Annotated in this window: 18 protein-coding genes; 11 read left to right on the top strand and 7 right to left on the bottom strand. The window is 68.9% G+C overall.

All coding sequences use genetic code 11. The annotated features are described in order from the left end of the window. Window positions 1–213 precede the first annotated feature (213 nt). Together G4D85_RS28155 and lepB are read left to right on the top strand one after the other, a co-directional pair. Entirely contained in the window at window positions 214–618 is a 405-nt protein-coding gene (locus G4D85_RS28155) for a hypothetical protein (protein WP_164017382.1), read from the top strand. A gap of 645 nt (window positions 619–1,263) precedes the next feature. Beyond that, window positions 1,264–1,764, top strand: coding sequence for a signal peptidase I (gene lepB, locus G4D85_RS28150; RefSeq protein ID WP_240359540.1), 501 nt, complete (start codon window positions 1,264–1,266; stop codon window positions 1,762–1,764). 346 nt (window positions 1,765–2,110) lie between these two features. Here lepB and G4D85_RS28145 read toward each other — a convergent pair whose 3' ends face one another. Beyond that, window positions 2,111–2,584, bottom strand: coding sequence for a GNAT family N-acetyltransferase (locus tag G4D85_RS28145; RefSeq protein ID WP_164017109.1), 474 nt, complete (start codon window positions 2,582–2,584; stop codon window positions 2,111–2,113). A 727-nt stretch (window positions 2,585–3,311) separates the two neighbouring features. Then, window positions 3,312–4,280: a DUF2806 domain-containing protein gene (locus tag G4D85_RS28140; RefSeq protein ID WP_164017108.1), complete on the bottom strand. Its 969-nt coding sequence runs from the start codon at window positions 4,278–4,280 to the stop codon at window positions 3,312–3,314. Window positions 4,281–5,364: 1,084 nt separating this feature from the next. Between G4D85_RS28140 and G4D85_RS28135 the strand changes: the two genes are divergently transcribed. Next, window positions 5,365–6,597, top strand: a complete 1,233-nt coding sequence (locus tag G4D85_RS28135; RefSeq protein WP_164017107.1) for a hypothetical protein — start codon at window positions 5,365–5,367, stop codon at window positions 6,595–6,597. Between the two features lie 135 nt (window positions 6,598–6,732). Then, window positions 6,733–8,535 carry a CocE/NonD family hydrolase gene (locus G4D85_RS28130; RefSeq protein WP_164017106.1) on the top strand — a complete coding sequence of 601 codons (1,803 nt, stop codon included), beginning with the start codon at window positions 6,733–6,735 and terminating at the stop codon, window positions 8,533–8,535. An 83-nt stretch (window positions 8,536–8,618) separates the two neighbouring features. On the opposite strand, the gene G4D85_RS28125 is transcribed toward G4D85_RS28130, so the two are convergent. The 3 genes from G4D85_RS28125 to G4D85_RS28115 all read right to left on the bottom strand — a co-directional run bounded on the left by G4D85_RS28125 (window position 8,619) and on the right by G4D85_RS28115 (window position 13,086). Continuing rightward, a complete protein-coding gene (locus G4D85_RS28125; protein WP_164017105.1) occupies window positions 8,619–10,019 on the bottom strand; it encodes an MATE family efflux transporter in 1,401 nt (466 codons plus the stop codon). 186 nt (window positions 10,020–10,205) lie between these two features. Next, complete coding sequence (locus G4D85_RS28120; RefSeq protein WP_205525745.1) at window positions 10,206–11,327, bottom strand: tetratricopeptide repeat protein; 1,122 nt, start codon at window positions 11,325–11,327, stop codon at window positions 10,206–10,208. Window positions 11,328–11,592: 265 nt separating this feature from the next. Further along, entirely contained in the window at window positions 11,593–13,086 is a 1,494-nt protein-coding gene (locus tag G4D85_RS28115; RefSeq protein WP_240359539.1) for a mechanosensitive ion channel family protein, read from the bottom strand. A gap of 82 nt (window positions 13,087–13,168) precedes the next feature. Between G4D85_RS28115 and holB the strand changes: the two genes are divergently transcribed. The 4 genes from holB to G4D85_RS28095 all read left to right on the top strand — a co-directional run bounded on the left by holB (window position 13,169) and on the right by G4D85_RS28095 (window position 18,320). Continuing rightward, on the top strand, window positions 13,169–14,203 hold the full coding sequence (gene holB / locus G4D85_RS28110; protein WP_164017103.1) for a DNA polymerase III subunit delta': 1,035 nt from the start codon (window positions 13,169–13,171) through the stop codon (window positions 14,201–14,203). Beyond that, window positions 14,200–15,516 carry a DNA polymerase III subunit delta gene (gene holA, locus G4D85_RS28105; protein WP_164017102.1) on the top strand — a complete coding sequence of 439 codons (1,317 nt, stop codon included), beginning with the start codon at window positions 14,200–14,202 and terminating at the stop codon, window positions 15,514–15,516. Before holB ends, holA begins: the two co-directional genes overlap by 4 nt. A 97-nt stretch (window positions 15,517–15,613) precedes the next feature. Next, on the top strand, window positions 15,614–16,075 hold the full coding sequence (locus G4D85_RS28100) for a hypothetical protein (RefSeq protein ID WP_164017101.1): 462 nt from the start codon (window positions 15,614–15,616) through the stop codon (window positions 16,073–16,075). A gap of 334 nt (window positions 16,076–16,409) precedes the next feature. Beyond that, window positions 16,410–18,320 carry a M4 family metallopeptidase gene (locus tag G4D85_RS28095; protein WP_164017100.1) on the top strand — a complete coding sequence of 637 codons (1,911 nt, stop codon included), beginning with the start codon at window positions 16,410–16,412 and terminating at the stop codon, window positions 18,318–18,320. Window positions 18,321–18,467: 147 nt separating this feature from the next. On the opposite strand, the gene G4D85_RS28090 is transcribed toward G4D85_RS28095, so the two are convergent. Continuing rightward, the gene (locus G4D85_RS28090) at window positions 18,468–19,280 is read right to left on the bottom strand and encodes an NRDE family protein (protein WP_164017099.1); all 813 of its coding nucleotides are present in this window, start codon (window positions 19,278–19,280) and stop codon (window positions 18,468–18,470) included. A gap of 115 nt (window positions 19,281–19,395) precedes the next feature. Between G4D85_RS28090 and metG the strand changes: the two genes are divergently transcribed. From metG to G4D85_RS28075, 3 genes are read left to right on the top strand one after another with little or no spacing between them, the layout of a single operon-like run. Further along, window positions 19,396–21,540 carry a methionine--tRNA ligase gene (gene metG, locus G4D85_RS28085; protein ID WP_164017098.1) on the top strand — a complete coding sequence of 715 codons (2,145 nt, stop codon included), beginning with the start codon at window positions 19,396–19,398 and terminating at the stop codon, window positions 21,538–21,540. Window position 21,541: 1 nt separating this feature from the next. After that, on the top strand, window positions 21,542–22,519 hold the full coding sequence (locus G4D85_RS28080; protein WP_205525744.1) for a HEAT repeat domain-containing protein: 978 nt from the start codon (window positions 21,542–21,544) through the stop codon (window positions 22,517–22,519). Next, entirely contained in the window at window positions 22,516–23,292 is a 777-nt protein-coding gene (locus tag G4D85_RS28075; protein WP_164017096.1) for a TatD family hydrolase, read from the top strand. Before G4D85_RS28080 ends, G4D85_RS28075 begins: the two co-directional genes overlap by 4 nt. Here the strand turns inward: G4D85_RS28075 and G4D85_RS28070 are convergent. Further along, on the bottom strand, window positions 23,279–25,252 hold the full coding sequence (locus G4D85_RS28070; RefSeq protein ID WP_164017095.1) for an HD domain-containing phosphohydrolase: 1,974 nt from the start codon (window positions 25,250–25,252) through the stop codon (window positions 23,279–23,281). The genes G4D85_RS28075 and G4D85_RS28070 overlap by 14 nt on opposite strands. Window positions 25,253–25,638: the final 386 nt, after the last annotated feature.

Below are 25,638 nucleotides of genomic sequence, written 5' to 3'. Positions count from 1 at the left end.
CAATGCCGCGACACTGAAACTCACGGAGGTCATGACATGGCGCGCTCAACAGGGTGCGTCAGCTCATTTCCCGCTGAATGTCTATTGCCACCCCGCAAACCCACGTAAGTTGGCAGCTACCGGAGCCGAGGGACTCCCATCGGATCCCCACACCACTCCGGAGAGGAGCTGACCATGAAGTCCGCAATCACTTTCTTGCGTGCAATGACTTTGGTGGGAGCGACCCTTGCGCTGACGGCCTGTGGCGGAGACCTGACTCCCGAGGAAGCGGCGCTCCTGGAAGCGGATGCGCTGGCGCAGGCGGAATCAGAGCTGGGCTCCTGCGCCAACTGGTCCCAGTGGTACAACAACGGCGCGACCACGTGTGAGTACCGCAGCTGTGGCTTCTACTGGTATTGCCCGGGAGATCCCCTCCGCGCGGTTCCGTCGAACAACTCTGGCGATAAGCCGGACGGGCTCCTGCCTCCCCCTTGCGAGGACGGGTCCTATCCCACTCGCGAGTACAACCCGGGCACCTTCGCCCAGCAGGAAAGCTACCGCGTGTGCTTCGACGCAGCGGGTAACTACACGCACACGGAATACCAGTATCAGACCGCCCTGAGCACCTGCGGCTGCTGAGCAGCGGCGACTCCCTGGCCCACGGAGCCGCGCTCCGTGGGTCGGCGGTTGCGGTTCCGCTACAGGAGGCCGGCGCTCACGGGAGCTGCTTCAGCTTCCTGCGGGGGTAGCACCTTCACGCAGCGGGGAGGGGGCAATCCCGTCGAGATGCACGCGCGCGCTGGGGACCTGGAAACGAAAATCCGGGCTGGGGACCTCGGGGGCTCCAGCCCGTTTTCATTTCAAGACTCCGACAGGGACTGAGAACTCAACAGCTGGCGTCGCACGTGCGGGTACACAGCGTACTGCAGGAAATGTGGCAGTCCGTCCCGCCGTTGCGGTCGCAGGCCTCAATGCATTCGTCATAAACAGGGTAACACATCGAGCAACATGCCCGCGCAGCCGTCTCCTCGCTGCCCACGGTGGCGGTTCCGACAGCCACGGCAGCTCCGAGCAGCAATCCGATGAGTCCAATCTTCAGGGCCTTCATGTTGTTGCCTCCTGTTGCGTGGTCTGCTCTTCATGGGACGTCCCGGTCCGAAGGGACATTCCGTTTTTCATGCTACAGTATTTATCACTGAGTCTGGTAGGAAAACCAACACAATGGCCCACGCCGGGGAAGCTGGAAGACCTCAGAGACGGCGCTTCTGGAAGGCGCGGCGCGCAGTGCTCGCAGGAGCATTGCTGGTATGGGCGCTGGTGCTGCGATGCTTTGTCGTCCAGCCGCAGCTCATCGTGTCCGACTCGATGGCACCGACGCTGGCCGTGGGAGATCGGCTCGTGGTGGACAAGCTGTCCTACCGGCGCCACCTACCCAGGGCCGGGGACATCGTCGTGTTCGAGCCGCCTCCGGCGCTCGCGCGCTCGGGCTCCCTCCGGGAGTACATCGCCATCAAGCGAGTCATTGCCCTGCCCGGTCAGGAGGTGCAGGTGCGGGACGGGCAGGTGCTCGTGGATGGGACGCCGCTGCGAGAGCCCTACGTCGCGGCACCTCCGGCCTATGCCTGGGGACCCGCGAGCATTCCCGAGGGCATGCTCTTCGTCCTGGGCGACAACAGGAATGTCAGCAGTGACTCCCACATCTGGGGCCTCCTGCCAACGCAACACGTCAAAGGACGGGCCTGGCTGCGGTTCTGGCCTCTGGCTCGCGCCGGCTCCGTCCGTTGAGCCACTGTCCTCGAGCCCATGGGGTCGAGCCGGGAAGCCTGGGTTACACCGGTGAGGCCGGCAGCTTCATCACCGCCGACAGCACGCTCACCGTTAGGCGCGGAAGGACTTGTGCGAGCACTACCGGGCCTTCATCGCGGCATTCCAAGAGGCGGCGGCTCGTTGGCGGCGGGGAGACTTCTCGGCGAGCTTTCCTCGCTACTCGCCCGCCGCGCGTCGTGCCGGGTCCTGTCGCGCGAGTCCTTTGACAACCTCTCTCGGGCTTACTCCCCCCAGGCGGACCACAGGAAGTGCAGGAGAGCCGCGAAAAACGGGTCAACTTTAGCCCACTGCGACACTCGGTTCCTTACCGGGGTCCAAAGACCAACCGCATCAAATAACTGCCCTTGAATTCTGAAACCTTCGAGAATCCAAAGCGCTCGTAGAAGCGAACAGCCGGACTGTCGCAGTCGACATGAAGATGCATCGCTTGGTGGTGGGGTGCTTTTTGCCGAGCTGCAGCGGCAAGCAACTGGAGAAGCTCGGTGCCAATTCCCTTGCTCCTCCACAATGCATCAACAGCCATGACACCAATGTACAGCGGATACTTTCGCCATTCCGCGGTTCCCCGTTGAGGCGATGCCTCAATCAGGAGAGAGGCGAAGCCAATGAGAGGACCGCCAGAGGTCTCTGCCACCACATTCAGGCAGTTGGATTCCCGGATGTTGCGCTCGTATGTGTGCGGGTCAGCTGGGAATACGGTTCTGAGCAGGCGGGCAGCGCCCTCCTCATCATAAGGGAACGCTGGTCTGACCTGCGTGGATACGGCGAAGGAGTTCATTGCGACTTCGTCCTTGAGGTGGGCATCAGCTTTAGCCGGCAGGCCATTGAGGTGCTGCAGGAGTCTACCTCAAAGCCACAGATTTCCGGCTGGCAAGAACCCTACATCCGAACCAGGGTTTACGTGCGTGTTCCGGGGCATGCCGAGCACCGATTCCGGGCCAAGGTGAGCAGCGATTCCGGAGCAAGGTGAGCAGCTGTTCCGGGGATGCCGAGCAGGCATTCCGGGGATGCCGAGCAGGTATTCCGGTGAAGCCGAGCATCTGCGGTGAGGGGCGGGCGGTCGACAGGAGCGTTGACGGCGTCGGGCAACAGCAGGCCACTCCGCCCTCCCAATTCGGAGGTGGAGATGGTGGCAGAAAGGCTGTCCATGCAGAAGGTGGGGGGAACTACGCGTACTACGGAATCAGCGGAAGCATGCGGAGCCTCACTCGCTTCCTGTGCTGGGTGGCGCATACGTGGCGCAAGTGGCTGGGACGCCGCTCGCAGCGCGCCACGCTGTCATGGGAGAATTTGAGCGGATCCTGCAGCGGTACCCACTGCCGCCCGCCCTCATCATCCACCGCGACCGCACGCTCGCAGTGAACCCATGAGCAGAAGAGCCGGATATGGTAGTCCCGCACGTCCGGACCTGTGGGGGCTGACCTCCCCAGTCTACCCGACCGCTCACCGATTGTCCGAGGTGGAGGCACCAGGGACGCTACACGCTGCAGCGCAAATCTGACGGGCTAGCCCTCAGTGTTTCTTTGTGGGGGGTGGGCTGTCCAGTATGCCCGGAATCCTGCAGTTTTCAATACGTCTGACAGTGTTGTCTCGAAATCAGCATTGGCCCCTGGGATGTGTAGCTTGAAGAGGTCACGGCCTGTGCTCGTGAGGCTCATTGATGGGATGGAAAGCTTTGACTCCTTGTCCTCATTTTCAATTGTGAGGTAGCGAGCGCCCATGCGCACGGTGCCGCGAAATCGATCGGGGATTTCAGACTTGAAGCTACATGATTCATTGAGAGTGAAGTGGATGAGATTTAACTCAGACAGGAGGATTATGCTTTGATATGTCAACCCCCTTCGTTCGTAAGTATCTCTGACTTTGTCAGTTTGCTGGGAGATTGGTGTAGGGGCCGACATGTCCGACATGAAGAGTCCGCCAAGACCGGAGGGAGGGTAGGGGCTGAATAGAAATGCAGTAGTGTTTCCCTCCCATAGGACAAAATCACAAAGCTCCGAGAAGGCTCTCGCTTCGGAACTTGTTAGATTTCGAAGGCAATCTAGCGCGCGAAGGGAAAAGGAGCCCGGTGCGGCAATCTCTCCGGCAAGCAAACGGCCCCATAGTTGCTGCATTTCTTCATTTGAGATTTCTTGGGCCGAAGAGAAGAATCTGCTGGTCCAGTCAGGGTCTACTGTCGCTTCTGAAACATTCTCAGGAAGTGCTTTTTGTGCTGCCTCTACGACCCGGCTGAGATTGCGCTGACGCTTGGATTCTTGATAGTTGACGCGTGCCGCAATCTGCGCCGACAAGCCTTCGATTTCGGCCGTGCCGACGGTAAGTCCTCCATCGGCAAGAAGCCTATTTGCATCCGCCAGCGCCTTGGCGTCCCTCCGAACAATCCATGGGCGTGCGATTGCTCCAATGCCGTCAGATACTACTTCGATTAGCTTTTGCAGTGGTTTTGACAACCCAGTGATGTCTTCGAGGCTCATTGTATGGTTTCCTCTGAGAGTTCGCTCGGTAGCAGGATTGCGCAAAGGAAGGGCTTGGGACTGGGCCACCCCGCTCGTCTCAGTATAGGCGGAATGGGGGCCCTGTTGAGGAGCCGCCTTGTGTGGGCAGGGCCCTTCTTTTTCCAGCAAGCGTGGCACCGGTGGCGCACCACCTTCAGCAGCCGCTCTACCTCGCCTTACGTGGGCAGCGGCAACGCCTCGATGCGTCCGCCGCTTTCTCGCGATACGAAGGCGCCGTCCGGTATCGGCGAATGGAAGTGCGGCGTGACCTGCAAGGCCGAGCCGAAGGACTGGATGAACGATACGGCCCTGGCCTGCCTACCCCGCAGGCCCTGCCGCCGTGCCCTCCGACGATGCGGGGCGAACACCGCCCGCAGGAATGGCACCGCGCCGCGTTGGGGGCATGCGGTGGCGGGCCGACATGGGCTCGCACGCGGACTCAAGTGCAGCGGCTGAAGCACTGCGGTGGAGCCGAACCTTGAGAGCAGGGTTCCCGCCCGGGGACCATCCTGGGATGATGAGGAAAGATGGAACCCCCCGCCTCCCCGGGAGGCCTCTGGCTGGCCTTCCCGCGCATCCTCTGGCTGTCGCTCGCCACCGCACTGGTGCTGTCGCTGCCCATGTTCCTGGCGGGCTTCGTCACCGACGACTACGTCTACCTCGGCGTCCTCAGTGGCAGGCCGACTCCGGGCCCGCTCCCCAACACCAGCTACGACCTCCGCCGGTACGTCGATGGCAACCCGGAGACGCTCCAGCAGCTCGTCACCCGGGGCGTCTATCCGTGGTGGACGCTGCCCGAGCTGAGGCTCGCCTTCTGGCGGCCCCTGTCCAGCGCCCTGGCGGTGCTCGACCACCGCCTCTTCGGCATGAGTCCCACCGGCTACCAGGCCCACTCGATTCTCTGGTACCTCGCGGCGGTCGCCGTCGCGGGCTTGCTGTATCGGCGCCTGCTGCCGGGGCTCGCGGCCGGGCTGGCGGTGCTGCTCTTCGCGCTCGATGACGCCCACGCCGTGCCGGTGGGTGGATCTCCAACCGCAATGCGCTGGTCTCCGCGGTCCCCGCGATGCTGGGCCTGTGGATGCACCTGGAGTGGCGCGAGCGGGGCCGCGCCTGGGCCATGCCCCTGTCCATCGCGGGCCTCGCGTTGGGGCTCGCGGGAGGCGAGGGGGCGCTGGGCTTCTTCGCCTACCTGGGCTGCTACGAGCTGCTGGGCCACAAGGGCCCGCTGCGCCAGCGGCTTCTGGCCCTGGTCCCCGCCGTGCTGCTGGGGCTCGCCTACGTGGGCGCCTACAAGTGGCTGGGCTATGGCGCTTTCGGCTCGGACTTCTACATCGACCCCGCCCGGCAGCCCGGCCCGTGGCTGGCGAATGCGCTCACCCGGGTGCCGGCACTGCTGAGCGGGCTGCTGCTGAGCCTTCCCTCGGACCTGGCGCTCACGGGGCCGGGCTTCCAGCTCGCGCTGGGCCTCGCGGGCCTCCTGGGCGTGGTGGCCGTGGGCCTGCTGGTGCGCGCGGCGTGGCCGAGCCTGGAGGAGCAGCAGCGCCGCCACCTGCGCTGGCTGATGGCCGGCGCGGCCCTGTCCTTGTTGCCCGTGGCCTCCACGCTTCCTTCCAACCGCCTGCTGCTGACGCCGAGCCTCGGCGGCGCCGTCGTGGTCGCCGTGGCGCTCACTCAGTTGTGGCGCTGGCGGGAGCGGGCGTGGCGCCCCCGGGCCCTGGCGATGGGCGCCGCCGTGCTCGTGTTGCTCCACCTGGTGACGGCTCCGTATTTCTGGTGGGAGACCGCCGCGGGGTTCCAGGCCCTCAGCGCCCGGGGAGACCGCATCCACGGCATCCTCGCGGGAGAGCTGGACTTGGGCCGGCTCGCGCAACAGCGGGTGGCGGTGCTCGCCGCGCCGGACCCGATGGTGGGCATGTACACGGCCGCGCGTTGGTGGATGGGCGGCGGCGTGCTGCCGCGCGCCTGGTGGACGCTGTCCTTCTCTCCGGAGGTCCACCGCGCCACCCGCACCGGTCCCTCCACCCTGGAGCTGGAGCTCGAGCGGGGACGCTTCCTCACCACGCGGGGGGAGCGCCTCTACCGGTACGCCGAGGCTCCCGTGGCCCAGGGCACCGAGGTGGATATGCAGGGCGTCCGCGTGAAGGTGCTGGAGGCCGATGCCGAGGGACCCCTCATCCTGGCGATGGTGACGCAGCGCTACCGCGTCACCCCCATGTCTCGTGAGGAGCCAGGCTTCGACATTGGGGTCACGCTGTCACCCCGGGGCGGGCTGCCGGTGCGACTCACGCTCCGTTGAGGTGAGGCGAGAGCGCGTGCGTCGCGCCCCCCGCGCAGCGGCAACATCGACTTCATGCTCCGGAGTAGGTCTCCTTGCCCCCGCCATACAACAGGTGGGGACACCCGCCCCGGGAGTATCGAGAATGCCTTCCCTATGGTCGACCAGGGCCGCTTTCCCGGCAATGTCGTGTCATCTCCTCCGCGCTTCAAGGGCGTGGTCACCCGCTCGCTGCATTTGACGCTGCGTGACGGTGTCCAGCTCGCGCTCGACGTCAACCTTCCCAAGAGCCTGCCGGACACCGAGCGGCTCCCCGCGGTGCTGGTCATGAGCCGCTACTGGCGAAGCATGGACCTGCGCCTGTCCCCTCCGGACCGGGTGCCCATGGGGCCGCGCGAGCCCCTCGGTGACGCGCTGGTCGCTCGGGGGTACGCGGTGGTGGTCGTCGACGTGCGCGGCTCCGGTGCCTCCTTCGGCACCTGGGCTCATCCCTGGTCGGACGTGGAAGTCGCGGACCTGGGCGAGGTGGCCCGCTGGGTGGCGGACCAGCCCTGGTGCAACGGCCACCTGGGCGCGGTGGGTATCTCCTACGAGGGGACCACCGCGGAGCTGCTCGCGGCGGCGGCGCCGGAACGGGTCCGGGCGGTGATTCCCCAGCAGATTGAGTTCGACGTGTACACGGACGTGGTCATGCCGGGAGGCATCCTCAACGCGGAGTTCATGCGGCGGTGGGACGCAACCAACCGCCTGCTGGACGCCGGCCGCGTCCCGTCCATCTGGGGCCTGGGGGCGAGACTCATGGTGCGTGGGGTTCGCCCCGTGGACGGAGACTCCGACCGCTCGCGGGTACGCGCGGCCCTCGAGTCGCACCGTGACAACGTCGACGTCTGGGCCGCGGTGCAGTCCATGACCTTTCGCGATGACCCGTTCGGCGCGCAGTCCGTCACCACCGACGACTTCAGCCAGTTCCACCGCAAGGAGGCCATCGAGGCCTCGGGAGCGGCGGTGTATGGGTGGGGCAGCTGGTTCGACGGCCGCACCGCCGACGCGGTCATTCACCGGTTCCTCAACTTCGCCAACCCGCAGGTGGGCGTCATCGGGGCGTGGAGTCACAACATGAAGACCCATGCCAGTCCCTTCGCCCGGCCCAAGAGCCGCCCGAATCCTTCCATGGCCGGTCAGTGGGAGGAGTGCAGCGCCTTCTTCGACCGGACGCTCAAGTCCGACGCGCCCGCTGCGGAGAAGCTGCTGCACTACTTCACGGTGGGCGAGGAGGCCTGGAAGGCGACCCCCGTGTGGCCCCCCGAGGGATTCTCCACGGAGCGCTGGTACTTCACGGCGGACCACCAGCTCGCTCGCGAGGCTCCGGCCGGCGAGGGCGCCGACACCTACGAGGTCGACTTCGCCGCCACGACCGGAACACACAATCGCTGGCACACGCCCGATGGGATGACGCCGGTGGTCTACGGAGACCGCGCCCGCGAGGACCGGCGGCTGCTCACGTATACGAGCGCCCCGCTGGACGTGGACGTGGAGCTCACCGGACACGCCATCCTCACCCTGCACGTGGCCTCCTCCGTCGAGGACAGCGCCTTCTTCGTCTACCTGGAGGAGGTCGACCCGCGGGGCCGGGTGACCTACTTGACGGAGGGGCAGCTCCGGGGGCTGCACCGGAGGGTGTCCGGCTCGGCGCCGCCCTACGTCACGCCGGTCCCGTACCATTCGTTCCGCCGCGAGGATGCCTGGCCCCTCGTGCCGGGCGAGGTGGCGACGCTGACCTTCGGGTTGCTACCCATCTCGGTCCTCATCCGCCGGGGGAATCGACTGCGTGTATCGCTCGCGGGCGCCGATGCCGACAGCTTCGCCCGCATCCCCGCCGAGGGCAGTTCCTCCTGGCGGGTCCTGCGCGGCCCCGAGCACTCGTCCTGCATCGACCTGCCCGTGAAGCGGCGGGGCTGATGAAGCGCCGGTGCGGCTCGCCCCTGGCCGAGCTTCCCGGAGCGCAGCGCGTCTCGTGAGCCCGCGTCACGGCGCGGGCGAGCTCAGCTCCCCGCTACCGCGAGGGCGGGCTGGGCCGTCGGCTCCACGAGGGACTGTTTCTCCCAGGCGCGGCTCCTCCATCGGAACCACATGGTCAGGCCGCGCACCCACTCATCCGCCGCGACGGCGAACCACACGCCGGCCAGTCCCAGCCCCAGCTTGAAGACGAGGTAGTAGCCCAGGGGCAGGCTCATGCAGGCCATGGACAGGAAGCCCATGTAGACGGTGAAGGTGGCGTCTCCCGCGGCGCGCAGCGCGTTGATGAGGACGAGGTTGAAGGCGCGTCCGGTCTCCAGGATGAGCCCGATGACGATGACCTGGGTGGTGACCTGCAGGATGTCGGCATTGTTCGTGAACAGGCCGACCAGGGGCTCGCGGACGGAGATGACGACCACGTCCACCACCACGGTGATGCCCAGGGCCCACTTCAGGCCGGTCAGGGCATTGCGGTACGCGTCCTCCGGACGGTGGGCGCCCACGAGCCGCCCGACGAGGATGGACGTCCCCATGCCGATGGCCAGGCTGCACAGGAAGACGTAGTGGGAGATGGCGTTCGCGTACTGCCGCGAGGCCAGCGCCACCGGGCCGAGGAAGGTGACGTAGTAGAGGAACACCGTCTGGCAGCCCTGGTACGTGAGCTGCTCGACGGCGGAGGGGACGCCCACTTTCAGCACCTTCCGGATGTACTCGCCGGAGAACGTCACGTAGTCCCGAAACACCATCGGGACGGGGATGACCCGGTTGAGCAGCCAGACGAAGATGCCGAGCGCGATGGCCCGACTCACCACGGTGGAGATGGCCGCGCCCGACACTCCCAGGGCGGGCATCCCGAAGTGGCCGAAGATGAGCGCGAAGTTGCCGGCCACGTGCAGCACGTTCATGCCCAGCGAGACGAACATCGACTGCCGGGTGAAGCCGTAGGTGCGGATGAGGCTGGAGAAGACGTTGATGAGTGCCTGGAGGAACAGGAACCCGCCCACCAGGTGCAGGTACGTCGTCGCATTCGCCAGCACCACGCCGTGCAGGTTCATCCCACCGAGGATGCGGTCCCCGAACAGCAGCAGCCCCGAGCTGACCGTCACCCCGAGCCCGAGGTTCAGGGTGATGGCGAGGGCGGCGATGCGCGACGCCTCGCGTGTCCGCTGGGCCCCCAGGTACTGCGAGACGACGATGGCCGCGCCGTTGCCGACGACCTCCATGATGAGGATGCAGATGAAGACGAACTGATTGACGACACCCACCGCGGAGACGGCGTCATCGGAGACGCCGCTGAGCATCAGCGTGTCCGCCGTGCCCATCATCATGAAGAGGAGCAGCTCCAGGAAGATGGGCCACGTCAGCTGGAACAGGCTGAGGCGGGGAGAAGCGTGCGGCTCCGCGGACGAAGGGACTGCGACTTCCATCGGTGGTTCGACTCCATCAGGCCGGCGCCCGGTACACCCGGCATCTCGCACGCTGGTCGCGCCGCGTCGAGTGACATCCGGTGTCACCCTCCGACGCCTGCCTCCCTGCTTCACGGGGCGCGGCTGGCCTGCACGCGGCTGTCGAAGGAGTCCTTGGAGGCCCAAGGGGATTTTGGGGGCGGGGCGTCAGTCCTTCCGGATGATGCGGGTCCCCGAGACGGGCTTCCGCTCGCCGCGCAGCACCTCGACGATCAGCTCCCGCGTGTCGTCGTAGGACGGCTCGCCATTGAAGAAGGCGAACGTCTGGTGGGAGTTGTCCGGGAAGTAGCCGTCGAGGTGGAAGAGTCGCACTCCCGGCGTCCGGTTTTGTGTGACGGCGTTGGTGAAATCGTAGGAGCCCAGGCTGAGTGTGCGCTGGATGGACTCCCCATCGGCGCTGATCACCTCGAAGCGGTAGCGCACCGCGCGCTCGCCCTCGAGCTCGAAGTGCTCGAACACCATCACTTTCTGGCCCGCTTCCTGGAACTGCTCGCGCACAAAGAAGGGGCTGTCCACCCCTCCGCGCTGCTTCAGCCGGCGCAGCGCCACCAGCCGTGCGTCGCGCTCGGCCCGCTGCCCGAGCGCCTGATGCTCCTGGACGAGCTTGGCGAGAATCCTCCAATCCTCCGGCGCCTTCAGGCTCGCGGCCTGGAAGTGTTCGAGGGCCCGCGCGTGCTTCCCCGCGAGCTGGAAGTGCAGGCCCAGGTTGTACCGCAGGGTGACGTCATCCAGCGTCCCCCGGGCCGCCGCCTTCTCCAGCAGCGCCACGCCCTCGTCGGTCCGGCCCTGCTCCATCAGCACCTGGCCCCTTCCGCGCAGGGACTCCGCGTGCTCGGGGTCGATGGCCAGTGCCCGCTGGTAGGCCGACAGGGCGCCTGGCAGGTCCTTCTTCTGCGCCAGGGTGTCGCCAAGCTGTGCGTGGTACTTCGCCTTGCCAGGGGCCAGCTCGGTGGCCCGGGTGAGTTCCGCCGCGGCGCCGTCGAGGTCCTGACGGAAGCGCAGATAGAAGCCTCGCAGGTAGTGGTACTCGGCGACCTCGGGCGCGAGCCGCAGTGCTTCATCGAAGGCACGGCCTGCTTCGTCGTCGCGCTCGGCATAGAACCAGGCGCGCCCGACCAGGTAGTGCAGGTGGGCATTGCGCGGCTCTCGGCGCACGGCCTCTTCCAGCTCCAGCGTGAGCTCCGTCATGGCCTGCTGGACCTCCGGCGAGGCCGGTGCCATGCGGAGCCGGTCGAGGCGCTCCTCCAAGGACTGGAGGTCCGCCCGCATGGAGGGAGTGGCCTCCTTCACGGCAGGCGACGTGGTCCGACAGGCGGGGGTCATGGCCCACAGGGCGAGGGCCATCAGGGCTACACGGGAGAAGGGTCGTCCGGACACGGTGCGGTCTCCTTTGATTTCAGGCTGCATGGGGCGCGCGCAGAAGACCTCGCGCGCCCCGGGCCCTTCCTCATGGAATCCGCATTCCTTCGGCATCCCTCCCGCATGCACCGCCGGCAGGGCGGCCAGAGGCAGCGGGCCAGGCTCCGCCGTCGGCTCAGTCCTGCGTGGCGCTGAGCCCGAAAATCTGGCGCAGGCGGCCGAGAATCCGGCCCACCTCGGCGGGGATGGCGTCCGAGCCGCCACCGCTGGCCTGGGCCATGGCGCGCAGCTGGGTGCGCCGCTGCGCGAGCAGGGCGGACAGCTGCCGCGCCAGCCCGGGGTACTGCTCGAACATGCGCGCGAAGGTGGGCCGGTCCACCTCCAGCAGCAGCGAGTCCTCCACCGCCACCACCGTGGCCGCGCGCTTCTCGCCCGTCAGCAGCGACATCTCGCCGAAGTATCCCCCGCGCCCCAGCCGAGTCACCTCCGCCTGGGCCTTCCCGGCGCGCACGCTGACTTCTCCGGAGGCCAGGACGTAGAAGGTGCGGCCCTCGTCGCCTTCCTGGATGATGCGCTCACCCTTGCCGAAGCGGCGCACCAGCACCTCCTGGCGCAGCCGGTCCAGGTCCTCCGGGCCCAGCGGATGGAAGAGGTCCACCGCGCGCAGCAGCCCGCGCACCGTGTCCTCGGACAGCTCCGTGCGCGCCAGCTCCTGCCGCACGTGCACCGTGCGCTGCGGGTAGGGAATCTCGATGTTCTCCCGGCGCAGCCGGTACCACAGCCGCGTGTGCAGGTCCTCCTTCACCGTGTCCGCCAGCCCGTAGTCCGCCAGGAAGAAGCGCACCATGTAGCGGATGCACGACTCGTCGTACGCCAGTGTGCGGGACAGCGGCGGCGGCTCCACGAGAATCTGTGGAATCTCCCGCATCACCTCCAGCAACGCGGCCTTCACCTGGTTGGGCGGAGCGTCGTGGGAGATTCGAATCTCCACGTCGACGCCTACCGGCTCCTGGTCCTCGGAGAAGTTCTGCACCAGCTCCTTGGCCACCATGCTGTTGGGCAGGGTGATGACCTCGCGCCGGAAGGTGGCCAGGCGGATGGAGCGCCAGCCGATGTACACCACGCGCCCGGCGTGGTTGCCGATGCGGATGAAGTGCCCCACCTCGAAGGGGCGGTCCAACTGCAGCGACAGGCCCGCGAACAGGTTGCCCAGCGTCTCCTGGAGCGCCAGGCCCATCACCACCGACAGCACCGCGGACGTGGCCACCAGCCCGGTGAGGTCCAGCGACAGCTGCGTCTTGAGGATGGGCACCGCGGCCAGCGCGTACAGCGTGAAGTCGATGACGTCCCGGAGGATCTTGGGCGGCGCCACGGAGTGGGCCCGCAGGCGCATCAGCTTCAGCCCGAAGCCCACGCACCCGCGGATGACGCCGAAGGCGAAGGTCAGCATCCAGCCGACCCGGAAGGCCGTCAGCACGGCCTGGGGCGTTGTCAGGGGCAGGGCCCAGGCCGCCAGCCGCAGCACCAGGAAGGCGAAGAGCAGCCGGATGGCGCCGTTCAGGTCTCGGCGCAGGTCCTTGTCCGAGGTGCCGGTGCGCACCGCCAGCATCACCAGCGCCAGCAGCGCACCCACGGCTAGGGACAGATTGCTCTGGAGGAAGGAAAGCAAGGGCCCCGCATGTCACCAGCGCGTTACAGGTGGGTCAAGGCAGCTTGTTGACGGGTGGCCTACCTCCGGGGATACACGCCTCATGACGTTGGCATCGGTGCTGGGACAGCCGCGCGCGATTGATTCACTCCAGGCGGCACTGCGTGGCGGCGCGGTGCACCATGCGTATCTCTTCGCCGGGCCGGAGGGTGTGGGCAAGGAGCTGGCGGCGGTGGGGCTGGCCCAGGCGCTGACGTGCCCCGAGCAGCCGGACGTGGGCTGCGGCACCTGCGCGAGCTGTGTGCGGGTGGACAGGGGCTTGCACCCCGACGTGACGTGGGTGATGCCGGACGAGGAGCGGGTGTCGCGCGGGCTGGCGGGGCGCTCGGACTTCACGGGCACGCCCAGCCGCGAGCTGCGCGTGGAGCAGATTCGCGGCCTCCAGGAGCGGCTGGCGCTGCGGGGGCTGGAGTCGAAGCGCAAGGTGGCCATCATCGTCTCCGCGCAGACGCTGAACGTGCAGGCGCAGAACGCCTTCCTGAAGACGCTGGAGGAGCCGCCCTCGGAGACCACCCTCATCATGGTGGCCAACGCCATGGACCGGCTGCTGCCCACCATCCGCAGCCGGTGCAGCAAGGTGCACTTCAACCCGCTGCCGATGGAGCTGGTCGCCCAGCGCGTGCAGCAGGAGCGCAAGTTGGACGCGGACACCGCCGCGCTCGCGGCCGTCATGGCCGGAGGCAGCCTGGGCCGCGCGCTGGCGCTGGACGTGGACGCGCTCTCCCAGCGGAAGGACATGCTCACCGCCTTCGAGGCGCTGCGCGGCGAGGACGCGGTGGGCCTCTTGCGCTTCGCGGAGGCGCACGGCGGCTCGCGCGAGGACGCGGAGGGCGCGCTGGAGCTGCTGGTGCTGTGGACGCGCGACGTGGCGCTGGCGCGCGTGGGGCTGGAGGAGTCGCTGGCCAACCGGGACTTGAAGGCGCTGGCGCGCGAGGCGGCCGCCCGCACCTCCGAGGCCCTGCTGCACCGGCGCCACTCGCTGCTGGAGGGCACGCGCGCGGCCATTGCCCGCAACGGCGCGCCCCGGCTGCAACTGGAGCGCATGTTGATTGAGCTGTTCACGGAGGCAGCACGGTGAGCGCCGACCTGGATGACGTGCTGAAGGAAGTGAAGGCGGGCAAGGTGGCGCCGCTGTACCTCCTGTGGGGTGAGGAGTTCCTGGTCCGCAAGGGCGCCGACGAGCTGGTGAAGGTGCTGGTGCCGGACGCGGCCATGGGGCTCAACCTGGCCGTGCTGGACGCGGGCAGCCCCCGCGAGGTGGCCCAGGAGCTGGCCACCATGCCGCTGTTCCCCGGGCGCAAGGTCGTCCTGGTGAGGGACCCGGAGTTCCTCGCGCCCAAGAAGGGGAGGGGGGACGCGCTCGGCAAGGCGCGCGAGGCGTGGAAGGCGGGCAAGCGGAAGGAGGGCGCACGGCGGCTGCTGGCGCTGGCGGCGCGCGCGGGCTGGGGCGTGGAGCAGCTGGACCCGGGCAAGTCCGGCGCGCCGTCCGTGGAGCAGTGGAAGGACGAGCTCAACGTGGACCTCGCGGAGGCGGACCTCGCCTTCCTCGCGGAGGCCGCCGCCTTCTGCCGCGAGGAGCGCATCTCCGCGCCGGAGGGGGACGCCACCGCGCTGCTGGAGCTCATCCAGAAGGGGGTTCCGTCCGGGCACGCGCTCGTCATGGCGGCCTCGGAGGTGGACGCCAAGAATCCGCTGGTGAAGCTGGCCCAGGACAAGGGCCACGTCGTCGAGCGCAAGGTGGCCGCGCGCCACAAGGACCTGGACCTCTCCGACATCGCCAAGGAGTTCCTGGCGCCCTTCAAGAAGAAGCTGGGGCCCGGCGCGCTGGACGAGCTGAAGGAGCGCATCGGCGGCAACATCCGCCTGCTCCAGTCGGAGCTGGAGAAGCTGGCCACGTACTCGGAGGGGCCGGCAATCGAGAAGGCGGACGTGGCCATGCTGGTCCACCACGCCCGCGAGGAGGAGTTCTTCGAGCTGTCCGAGGCGCTGCAGAAGCGCGACTTCGGCGGGGCGCTCGCCTACGCCAATGACGCCATGGGGCAGGGCACCCACGCGCTGCAGCTGCTGGGCGCGGTGGCCTCCATCGTCCGCACCCTGCTGGAGAGCCATGAGTGGCTGTGGCGCTATGCCGGCGGCAACCCGCCGCGCACGGCCAAGGACGTGGAGGCCCGTGTGCTGCCCAGGCTGGAGTCGGAGCTGAAGGGCACCAAGCGGAAGATGCCCAATGCGTGGGCGCTGACCTTCAGCATGAAGGCCGCCGCCGGCTACGAGCGCCGGGAGCTGCTGGGCGCGCTGGTGGCGTGTGCGGAGGGGGACCTGGCCCTGAAGTCCTCGGCCAACGGGCGGCTGGTGATTGAGCGCCTGCTGGCCACGGTGTGCCTCCGCCCCTGAGCGGACCCCGGAAGGCGGGGGGAGGGCCCGCCGGCCCGGCCCCCTTTGTGCCGCTTCCGGGTGCATGGGCGCCCGGGCTCGGGTAGAGGAGGCGCGTATGGCGGACAAGCGTCGCTTCGACCTCTTCGCGGATTTCCTCGTATCGCGCTTCGTGGCCCCTCGCGTCTTCGACGTGGCCGGGGGCCAGGGGCGTCTCAACGAGGCGCTGACGAAGCGCGGCCGCGCCGTCACCACCTTCGACCTGCGCCACAAGCACCTGCCCGTCACCTACGCCCAGCGCATCTTCACGCTCGAGGAGCCGTGCGAGGCGGAGCTGGTGGTGGGCATGCACCCGGACGGCGCCACCCGCGTCATCATCGAATACGCCGCGCGGCACCGGCTGCCCTTCGCCGTGGTGCCGTGCTGCTCGGACAACGGCATGCCCTACAACCCATGGATGCGGCACCTGGCCGAGCTGGCCCGAGGGGCCGGCTTCGCCACCGTGGAGGAGGTGACGCTCTCCATGGACGGGCGCGCGCGCGTGCTCGTGGGTGAGCCCGGTCCCAGCGCGTCGGTTTGAGGGCATTTGCTACCCGCGGAAGGTTGCAATGCCAAACATTCTTGAGTAGAGTAATCCCTGTCCTCAAACCAGACACTGTCACTGCTGGTGTGTCGCTTGGGAGGACAGCGGTAGAAGATGCTGTCGCAGAATGAGCGAACGCGTTTTCCCGGCTTTTCTGTAAATACCCCATACATTCGTTGCGCGCGATACGGGACATCCGTGTGCCAGTCGGGCAACCGGCGGCGCGGGGCTAATAGAGGGTATCGCAGGGGCTCAAGGCGTTGGCCCGAACCGTGCTCAAGGGGAGTCGCCCGTCGGCGCACCGCCGCCAGGCGCACAGGAGCCATCCCCCTTGGTTCGAACCCGTATTCTTACCGCCCTGTTGGTCCTCCCCCTGACCGCCTGCGAAGTGGGCGGTGACGCGACGACGCAAGATGTGCAGAAGCCGGACGAGCTCTCGGAAGTGACGAGCTCCCTTGCCGCCATGCCCGGCGTCGAGGTGGTGGGCCGGCATGACGACGGCGTTCCCTTCTTCATCCGCGGCAACCTGGGTTCCGCGGACAGCGCGCTGCGCGGCTTCGCGGGCGCGGACACGGTGCGTGCCGTCAGCGCGGCGCTGCCGAACATCGCCGGCAGCTTCCGCCTGCGCGCCGAGGACCTGGTGGTGAGCCGGGTCAACGTGGATGACCTGGGCTACACCCACATCCGCTACAACCAGATGAAGAACAACCTCCCGGTGGTGGGCCAGGAGCTCATCGTCCACCTGGACCCGGAGGGCAACATCGTCATGGCCAACGGCTCGGCCCGTGACGGCGAGTTCGGCGTACCCGTCCGGGCGCGCATCGCGCCCCAGTCGGCGGTGACGGCCGCCCTGCGCAACACCGTGGGCACCCGCCTCGAGGTGGACGGCCAGCCCCGGCTCGTCTACCTGCGCGCCGGCCACGGCCAGAAGCTGACGCTGGCCTTCGAGGTGGTGGTGACGGGTGAGGGCGCCGACCTGCCCATCCGCGACCACGTCTATGTGGATGCCACCACGGGCGTCGTGGCCGACCGCACCTCCGACATCCACGCGGCGAAGAACCGCGCGGTGTACACCTCCAACAACGGCACCTCTCTGCCCGGCACCCTGCGCCGCAGCGAGGGTGGCGCGGCCGCGGGCGACGCGCATGTCGACATCAACTACGACATGCTCGGCTTCACCTACGACTGCTACAAGACCATCTTCAACCGCGACTCGTACAACAACGCGGGCGCGCAGATGCGCAGCAGCGTGCACTACAGCAGCAACTACGTGAACGCCTTCTGGAACGGCACCCAGATGGTGTACGGCGACGGCGACGGGGTGAACTCCGGCCAGCTGGGCCGCGACGCGGACGTGACGGTGCACGAGCTGACGCACGCCGTGACGTCGTCCGAGTCCAACCTCACGTACTCCAACGAGTCCGGCGCGCTGAACGAGGGCATGTCCGACATCTTCGCGGCCGTCTGCGAGAGCTGGTCCACGGGCTGGGCCACGGGCACGGACGTGTGGCTGATTGGCGAGGACATCTGGACCCCGGCCACCGCGGGTGACGCCCTCCGCTACATGGCGAACCCGACGCAGGACGGCTCGTCCAAGGACTACTACCCCGAGCGCTACACGGGCACCTCCGACAACGGCGGCGTGCACTGGAACTCGGGCATCGCCAACCTGGCGTTCAAGCTGCTGTCCACGGGTGGCACGCACCCGCGCGCCAAGACGACGGTGACGGTGCCGGCGCTGGGCGTGGAGAAGGCCGCGCGCATCTTCTACAAGGCCAACACGGACCTGATGGGCACGGGCACCACCTTCGCCCAGGCGAAGACGTACACGGCGCAGGCCGCGTCGCTGCTCGGCTACACCACGGCGGAGCAGGACGCGGTGAACAAGGCCTGGGAGGCCGTGGGCGTGGGCGTGACGACGCCTCCTCCGACGTGCACCCTGCTGACCAACGGCGTGGCGCGCACGGGCATCTCCGGCGCCGCCAGCTCGCAGCAGTTCTTCTGCATCGACGTGCCGGCCAGCCGCGCTTCCACCTTCGCCCTGAGCGGCGGCACGGGTGACGCGGACATGTACGTGCGCTTCAACTCGGCGCCCACGACGACCGCGTACGACTGCCGCCCGTACCTCTCCGGCAACAACGAGACGTGCAACATCGCGGCGAAGACGGCCGCGGGCCGCTTCTACATCCTGCTGCGTGGCTACTCGGCCTTCAGCGGCGCCTCGCTCAAGGCGACGTACTAGCCTGACGCGCAGGACGGAGGGACCGGGCGCCTGAAGCCCGGACCTCCGCTGGACAAGCGCCTCCGGGGCCTCGCGCTCCGGGGGCGGTTTTCTTTTGGGGCCTGCGGGAGCCGTCGGCTCGGGCCCACCGCCCCGGGGCTCGCGGCCTCAGCCGTTGGCCGAGGTGGCGGGCGGCGCGAGCAGTCCGGTGACGTCCCGCCACGGGCCCTGGCAGGGCGCCGTCTCCGTGGAGAGGTAGTGCCCCACGTGCCCTGGCGCGAGCGTGACGATGGCCGAGGAGCGCGTGCCGTAGGCGGGCGTGTGGATGCAGAGCGCCTGGAGCTGCCTCAGGAAGTCGCGCGGCAGGTCCTCGCCGGCCGGCGGTGTGGGCACATGCGCCAGGTCCGGCAGCGTCGCGTCCGCCAGGAGCGCCTTCAGTCCGGCCTCCAGCTCCGGCCAGGGCCGGTGGGCCACCTCCGCCGCCAGCAGCCGGGCCCGCTCCACCTTGGGCAGCGCGGGCGAGTCCAGCACGTCATTGGGCAGCACGTGGATGCCGGGGGGCACGTCCTCCCGTCGCAGCCGCTTCTCCCCGGGCCGGGCGTAGGCCACGCGGAGCACCCGCGCGTCCCCATAGAGGAGGTTGAAGGGGAGGAACTCGTCGCCCGGGAGGGTGTCCAGGTAGCGCTCGATGGCCTCCACGCTCCCCGCTTCCAGGGCGCGCAGCACCACCTCGCCCCGCGAGCGGGCGGCCGGCCCCTGGCCTCGCCCGCCCCGCTGGTTCGTCAGGCCCACGAAGAGCCCTTCGTTAGTAACACCCATCCACGTGCCACCCCGCTCCACGTCCCGTCCTCCGACGACGCGAGGGGACTCCCGGAGAACCTGGGGACCGGTGGCGGGGCGGGCGAAGAACTCGTCCCGGTTGGCCGCGAGCACCAGCGGCCACTCGGGGTGGACCTGGCGCAGGATGACGATGGTGCACATGCGTATCCGGTCGATAACATCTACGGCCCCGCGGTGCATTCGTGCACGCGGGCCTCACGCCGTCGATGACCTCGGCCACCCGAGCGGCTAAGGTCCGCCGCCCTCAGGAGAATCCATGGCTGAGAGAATCCTCGTCACCAGCGCGCTGCCCTACGCGAACGGCTCTGCCCACATCGGCCACGCCGTCGAGTACATCCAGACGGACATCTACGTCCGGTTCCTCCGCTCGTGCGGCAAGGACGTCGTCTACTTCTGCGCGGACGACACCCACGGCACCCCCATCGAAATCAACGCGGCGAAGCAGGGCGTCAAGCCCGAGGAGTTCATCGCCCGCTTCCACGACGAGCACCAGCGGGACTTCCACGACCTGGACATCCGCTTCGACTACTTCCACTCCACCAACTCGCCGGAGAACCGCCACTACGCGGAGCTCATCTACGGGCGGCTGAAGGAGAAGGGCGACATCGAGCGGCGCAACATCGAGCAGGCGTACTGCGAGAAGGACCGCCGCTTCCTGCCGGACCGCTTCATCAAGGGCACCTGTCCCAACTGCAAGGCGACGGACCAGTACGGCGACGCCTGCGAGAAGTGCGGCAAGGCCTACGCGCCCACCGACCTCATCGAGCCCCGCTGTGCCCTGTGCGGCACGCCGCCGGTGCGCAAGCACTCCGAGCACCTGTTCTTCAAGCTGTCCCGGCACGCGGACTTCCTCCAGTCCGTGCTGCGCCGGCCCGGCTTCATCCACCCGGGCCTCGCCACCCAGCTCCAGGGCTTCTTCGAGAAGGGCCTGGCGGACTGGGACATCAGCCGCGACGGGCCCTACTTCGGCTTCGCGATTCCGGGCGAGACGGACAAGTACTTCTACGTCTGGCTGGACGCCCCCATCGGCTACATCGCCACCACGGAGAAGTGGGCGAAGGAGACAGGGAAGGCGAAGAGCGCGCTGGACTACTGGGATGCCGGCAGCCCCTCGCGCATCATCCACTTCATCGGCAAGGACATCGTCTACTTCCATGCCCTGTTCTGGCCGGCCGTGCTCAACGTCGCGGGCTTCCACATCCCGAACGAAATCAAGGTCCACGGCCACCTCACGGTGAATGGCGAGAAGATGGCCAAGAGCCGCGGCACCATGGTGCCAATCCGGGACTACCTGAACCAACTGGACCCCAGCTACCTGCGCTACTTCTACGCGGCCAACCTGGGCGCGGGCGTGGAGGACCTGGACCTCAACCTCAAGGACTTCCGCGAGCGGGTGAACGGCGAGCTGGTCAACAACGTGTGCAACCTGGCCAACCGCGCCCTGTCGCTGCTGGCGGGGCCGCTGGAGAAGCGGCTGGCGCCTGCCCGCACCGAGGGGCCGGGCCGCGCGCTGGTGGAGTCCGCGCTCGCCCGCGTGCCCGAGGTGCGCGCCGCGTTCGAGAAGCTCGAGTACCGCAACGCCATCCGGGTGATTACCGACATTGCCTCGGCCGCCAATGCCTTCGTCCAGACGCAGGCCCCGTGGGCGGCCGTCCGCAAGCCCGAGACGGCCGAAGGCGCGCGCGCGGACCTGTCCGACGTGGCGGACGTGGTGTACCTGCTGGGCGCGCTGCTCGCCCCGGTGACGCCGCGTCTGTCGGAGAAGCTGTTCGCCCAGCTCGGCGCGCCGGCCCTGACGTTCCAGGCGCTGGAGGGCGCGAAGTACCCGCTGCTGGACCGCAGCCGTCCCACCGGCACCCCGGAGCCGCTGCTGCCCCGGCTGGAGCCGGACCGCGTCAACGCCATCATCAAGGCGCCCGCGGAAGGGGCTCCGCAGTCCGCGGAGGCGAAGCCGGCCGGTGGCGCCAAGGAGGGCAAGGAGAAGAAGGAGAAGAAGCCCGCCGCCGCGCCGCAGCCGGCCACCCAGGCCTCACCCGGAGCGGGCGCTGGAGCGGGCTCCGGTGATGCGACGGGGGAAATCGAGTACGCGGACTTCGCGAAGGTGGTGCTCAAGTCGGGCAAGGTGCTGGCCGCGGAGAAGGTGAAGGACGCGGACAAGCTGCTGAAGCTCACGGTGGACGTGGGCGAGCCTGGTGGCCCGCGCACCATCGTCTCCGGCATCGCGGAGGCATACGCGCCGGAGTCCCTCACCGGGCGCCGCGTGGTGGTGGTGGCCAACCTCAAGCCGCGCAAGCTCAAGGGAATCGAGTCGCGCGGCATGCTCCTCACGGCAGGGCCTGGAGGGAAGGACCTGTCGCTGCTGGACCCGGGTGACATGCCGCCCGGCAGCGAGGTGAAGTGAGGTGATGGACTGGCGCGCCGAGCGTGACAGCGCCCTGCTGGCCCTGGAGCGTGAGAAGCGCCCGGCGCTCCGGGCCGAGGCCGCGGACCAGCTCTTCCAGCTCGCGTCCGAGGTTCCCGGGCGCGGGCCCGACTTCGTGGACGCACTCCCCCGGCTGCTGGTGGACAAGCAGCCGGAGGTGCGCCGCGCGGGCGTGCGCCTGGCCACGGCGGTGCTGCCCGAGGACGAGCAGCCCGCAACGCTCCTGCCCCGGCTGCGCGACGACGAGTGGATGGTGCGGCTGGAGGCCACCGGCCGGCTGGCGGACCTGTACCGGCAGGACCTGCGCGGCGCGCTGGCCAGCATGCTGGAGGACCCGATGCCGGAGGTCCGCTTCGAGGCCGCGCGAGGCATCGCCGGGCTCGGGCACGCCGCCGGCCTGGAGGTGTTGCTGGAGGCGCTGGACGCGGACCTGCTGCGCTTCCGTGCCCTGGGTGCGCTGGGGCAATTGAAGGACGCCCGCGCACTGCCGGCGGTGAAGCGCCTCTTCCACCGGTGGCTGCTGCCCGCCTTCGACAAGACGCAGGCGGCGGGCGTGCTGGCGGAGCTGGGAGACCCGGAGGGGGCGACGTACCTCCTCCAGCGGGCCCAGAAGAAGAAGTGGAACCCGGACCGCGCGCTGGCCGTGGAGCTGTGCGGCGCGGTGAAGGCCCCGGGGGCCCTGGAGCAACTGAAGGCCATCCTGGACGACCCGAAGGACGAGTGCCGGGGCGCCGCCGCGCGCGGGCTGGGGCGGCTGGGCGACGAGCGGGCGCTGCCCTGGCTGCTCGCGCTGCTGGACGAGCGGAGCGCCGACGAGGACTTCCGCCTGGACGCCGCGGATGCGCTCTGGCGGCTGGGCCTGCCCGAGGGCCGCGAGCGGGTGCGTGCCTCCATCTCCACCTTCACCACACCCGAAGGGCGCATGGAGCTGGAAGAGCTGGTGCAGGAGGAGCCATGAGACTGGTCGACGCCCATTGTCATCTCGAGGTGAAGGACTACCCGGACGTGGTGGCCATCCTGGACGGCGCCCGCGCCGCCGGCCTGGTCCACGCCATCGTCGTGGGGCAGTTCCGGGGGCCGGGCGACTGGGGCAACGCGCTGGAGCTGGCCGCCGCGCACCCGGACTTCCTGTCGCCCACGCTGGGCATCCACCCCCACGAGGCCGCGCGTGCCACCGAGGCGGACTTCGCCACGCTGGAGGCGACGTGCGCCCGGCCGGAGGTGCGCGCGGTGGGGGAGGCGGGCCTGGACTACTACTACGACCACTCGCCCCGCGAGGTGCAGGCCACCGTCTTCCGGCGGCAGTGCGCCCTGGCGCGGGGGCTGGGCAAGCCGCTGGTGGTGCACGTGCGCGACGCCCACGACGACTGCGAGGGGATTCTTCGCGAGGCGGGGCTGTCCCGGGGCGTCATCCACTGCTTCACCGGGGACACGGCCGCGGCGCGGCGCTACCTGGACCTGGGCTTCTTCCTGTCCCTGTCCGGCGTCGTCACCTACAAGAACGCGCAGGCGCTGCAGGACGCGGTGCGCTTCGCTCCGCTCGACAGGCTGATGGTGGAGACGGACAGCCCCTACCTCGCACCGGTGCCGCACCGCGGGCGGAAGAACCAGCCCGCGCACGTGGTGGAGACGGCGCGCAAGGTGGCGGAGCTGAAGGGCGTGACGCTGGAGGAGGTGGCCGCGACCACCACCGCCAACGCCGCCTCCCTCTTCGCGCTCAGCCTGGGGTGACGGCGCTGGCCAGGGCCAGCAGGTCCTGCAGGTCCTGGTCCATCTGCGGCACGTCCAGCAGCAGCGCGTCCGGGTCGTACTGGAAGTCGGCCTGCTTCAGCTTCAGCAGGGCCTGGAGCGCGGGCTCCCCGGAGTGGCCTCCGAAGGAAGCGAAGACGACCCGGCCACGCTCCAGGTGGAGGTAGCCCTCCAGCGTGTGCTGGCGCAGGTTCAGCCGCCCATTCTTCAGGCCCCCGGCGAGCGTGCGCAGCAGCTCCTTCGGGGGCAGCTCGTCGAAGCTGCCACGCACCACGCGGCCCGGCCCGTTGTGCTGCACCCGGTCCTCCAGGAGGGCGCTCACCGCCTTGGCGACCACCGTCTTGTCGCCCGGCGCCAGCACCTCCGAGGCTCCGCTCATCAACAGCCGCTCGCGGGTGGCCGCATCCGGCTCGCCCACCACGGCAATGGGCAGCCCCGCGGTCTCCGGCGTCGAGCGTGCCTGCTGGAGCAGCTCCAGCACCTCCTGCTGTCCCAGACGGAGGCTCACCGCCAGCACGTCGAAGTCCTGCCGGGCGAGCCCGTCCTGCGCGCCCTCCAGCGTGGACAGCGAGTGGGCCACCAGCTTCTGCTTCAGCACGGCCTCCAGCAGCTCGCCGCGCGCCGTCTCGTCCGGCTCCACGATGAGCACCTGCCGGCCCTCGCTCTCCAGCCGGTGGCGCAGCAGCTCGCCGCTCTGGAGCTGGATGACGATGTCCGCCACCACCGGGTCATAGAGCACGCCCGAGTTCGTCCGCAGGTGCTCCAGCGCCTGCTCCTTGGTGAAGGCCTTGCCGTGCGCGTTGCCCGGGTTCTTCGTCAGCTCCAGGAAGCTGTCCACCGCCGCGAGGATGCGCGCGCCCAGGGTGATGTCCTCGCCCTTGGCGCCCTGGGGCGTGCCCGAGCCGTCCCACGCCTCATAGAGCTGCGCGAGGATGGTGTTGACCTGCGCGGGCAGGTGCACCGTCTCGAACAGCTTCGTGGGGGCGCGGCAGGCCACCTTCGCCTGGGCCTTCCAGTCCGGGTTGACGGCATTGCTGGCCAGGGAGAAGTGGCGCTCGGTCGGCTTGCCCAGGTCGTGCAGGTACGCGGCGATGGACAGCGCCGCCAGCTCCTTGTGGGGCATGCCCATGCGCTGGCCGACGATGCCCGCCTGCCGCGCCAGCTGCGCCGAGTGCCCGCGGTGCCGCTGCCGGTCCTGCTCCAGCAGGCCCACCATGATGCCCAGCGTCTCCACGTAGTCGCTGTCGCTGACGATGCCCCGGGGGCCACCCGGCTCGCGCCGCTGGGTGGAGGGGCGGACCGCCGGCGTGGCGCTGCTGGGCCGCTGCACCCGCAGGCGCGGGTCCGTCTCCATGCGGTAGTTGAGGCTGCTCAGCCCCGTCATGGTGCTGCGGCCCGTGCTGGTGCGGTTGTGCTCCGCGGCCCCCGTGCGCGAGGGGAAGGCGGGCGAGGCGGCCTGGGCACCGCCCCCCTCCAGCAGCGCGGTGAAGGCGGTGGGGTCTCCGTAGTAGTGCTTGCGGATGGCCGCGGCGATGGCGCTGCGCAGGCCCACGTACGCGTAGACCTCCGACATGCCGGTGACGAGGGCAATCTCGTCCATCAGCGCCTTGTTCTGCGGCTCGGCGGCGACCACGGAGAGCAGCTTGCGCTCCGGGTCCACGGCCAGCGGCAGCACGTTCTGCGCCTCGGCCAGGCGCACGGGGAGCCTGTCGAGCACCTCGGTGGCGATCTTCGCCTTGGCCAGCTTGTCCGCGGTGACGAACCGGGTCTGGAACTCGGAGGCCAGGAAGCGCAGCAGCGCCGCTTCCTGGAGCAGGCCCAGCTCCACCAGACAGTCACCCAGCTTGTGGCCGGTGATCTTCTGGTGCTCCAGGCCCTGCTCCACGGCCCCCGCGTTGACGAGGCCGGCCTCGATGAGGCGCTCTCCCAACCTCTTCGCCATGGTGCCTCAGTTTCCTCAGCTCTCCGAGGAGCCCTCGCCGTCCTTGGCCGGAGCCACGGACGTCAGCGCGCTGAACGGCTTGAAGGTCAGCTCGCGGGGCAGGGAGTTGGGGTCTCTCGGGGGGCGGTCCTCACGGGGAGGCCGTGGCGGGCGCTCCTCGCGGGGGGGACGCTCCTCACGCGCGCGCTCCTCGCGGGGCGGGCGGTCCTCACGGGGAGGGCGGTCCTCACGGGGCGGTCGCTCGCGGCGGGGCGGGCGCTGCTGGACGGAGAGCTGGAGCCGGTGCCGGAGGGAGTGCCGGGAGAGCTGTACGTGGGAGGAGAGGGCCTTGCGGTGGGGTACGTGGGCCGGCCGGAGCTGACGGCGGAGCGCTTCGTGCCCAGTCC

This window comes from Pyxidicoccus trucidator (assembly GCF_010894435.1).
Lineage (GTDB): Bacteria > Myxococcota > Myxococcia > Myxococcales > Myxococcaceae > Myxococcus > Myxococcus trucidator.
This window is presented reverse-complemented; position numbering and strand designations above follow the sequence as displayed.

What these genes read in the sequence shown, in the direction of transcription:
- G4D85_RS28145 (WP_164017109.1), bottom strand. Translation starts at nt 2,584, where the DNA reads ATGAACTCCTTCGCCGTATCCACGCAGGTCAGACCAGCGTTCCCTTAT.
- G4D85_RS28140 (WP_164017108.1), bottom strand. Translation starts at nt 4,280, where the DNA reads ATGAGCCTCGAAGACATCACTGGGTTGTCAAAACCACTGCAAAAGCTA.
- G4D85_RS28135 (WP_164017107.1), top strand. Translation starts at nt 5,365, where the DNA reads ATGCTGGGCCTGTGGATGCACCTGGAGTGGCGCGAGCGGGGCCGCGCC.
- G4D85_RS28130 (WP_164017106.1), top strand. Translation starts at nt 6,733, where the DNA reads ATGGTCGACCAGGGCCGCTTTCCCGGCAATGTCGTGTCATCTCCTCCG.
- G4D85_RS28125 (WP_164017105.1), bottom strand. Translation starts at nt 10,019, where the DNA reads ATGGAAGTCGCAGTCCCTTCGTCCGCGGAGCCGCACGCTTCTCCCCGC.
- G4D85_RS28120 (WP_205525745.1), bottom strand. Translation starts at nt 11,327, where the DNA reads ATGCGGGCGGACCTCCAGTCCTTGGAGGAGCGCCTCGACCGGCTCCGC.
- holB (WP_164017103.1), top strand. Translation starts at nt 13,169, where the DNA reads ATGACGTTGGCATCGGTGCTGGGACAGCCGCGCGCGATTGATTCACTC.
- G4D85_RS28100 (WP_164017101.1), top strand. Translation starts at nt 15,614, where the DNA reads ATGGCGGACAAGCGTCGCTTCGACCTCTTCGCGGATTTCCTCGTATCG.
- G4D85_RS28090 (WP_164017099.1), bottom strand. Translation starts at nt 19,280, where the DNA reads ATGTGCACCATCGTCATCCTGCGCCAGGTCCACCCCGAGTGGCCGCTG.
- metG (WP_164017098.1), top strand. Translation starts at nt 19,396, where the DNA reads ATGGCTGAGAGAATCCTCGTCACCAGCGCGCTGCCCTACGCGAACGGC.
- G4D85_RS28075 (WP_164017096.1), top strand. Translation starts at nt 22,516, where the DNA reads ATGAGACTGGTCGACGCCCATTGTCATCTCGAGGTGAAGGACTACCCG.
- G4D85_RS28070 (WP_164017095.1), bottom strand. Translation starts at nt 25,252, where the DNA reads ATGGCGAAGAGGTTGGGAGAGCGCCTCATCGAGGCCGGCCTCGTCAAC.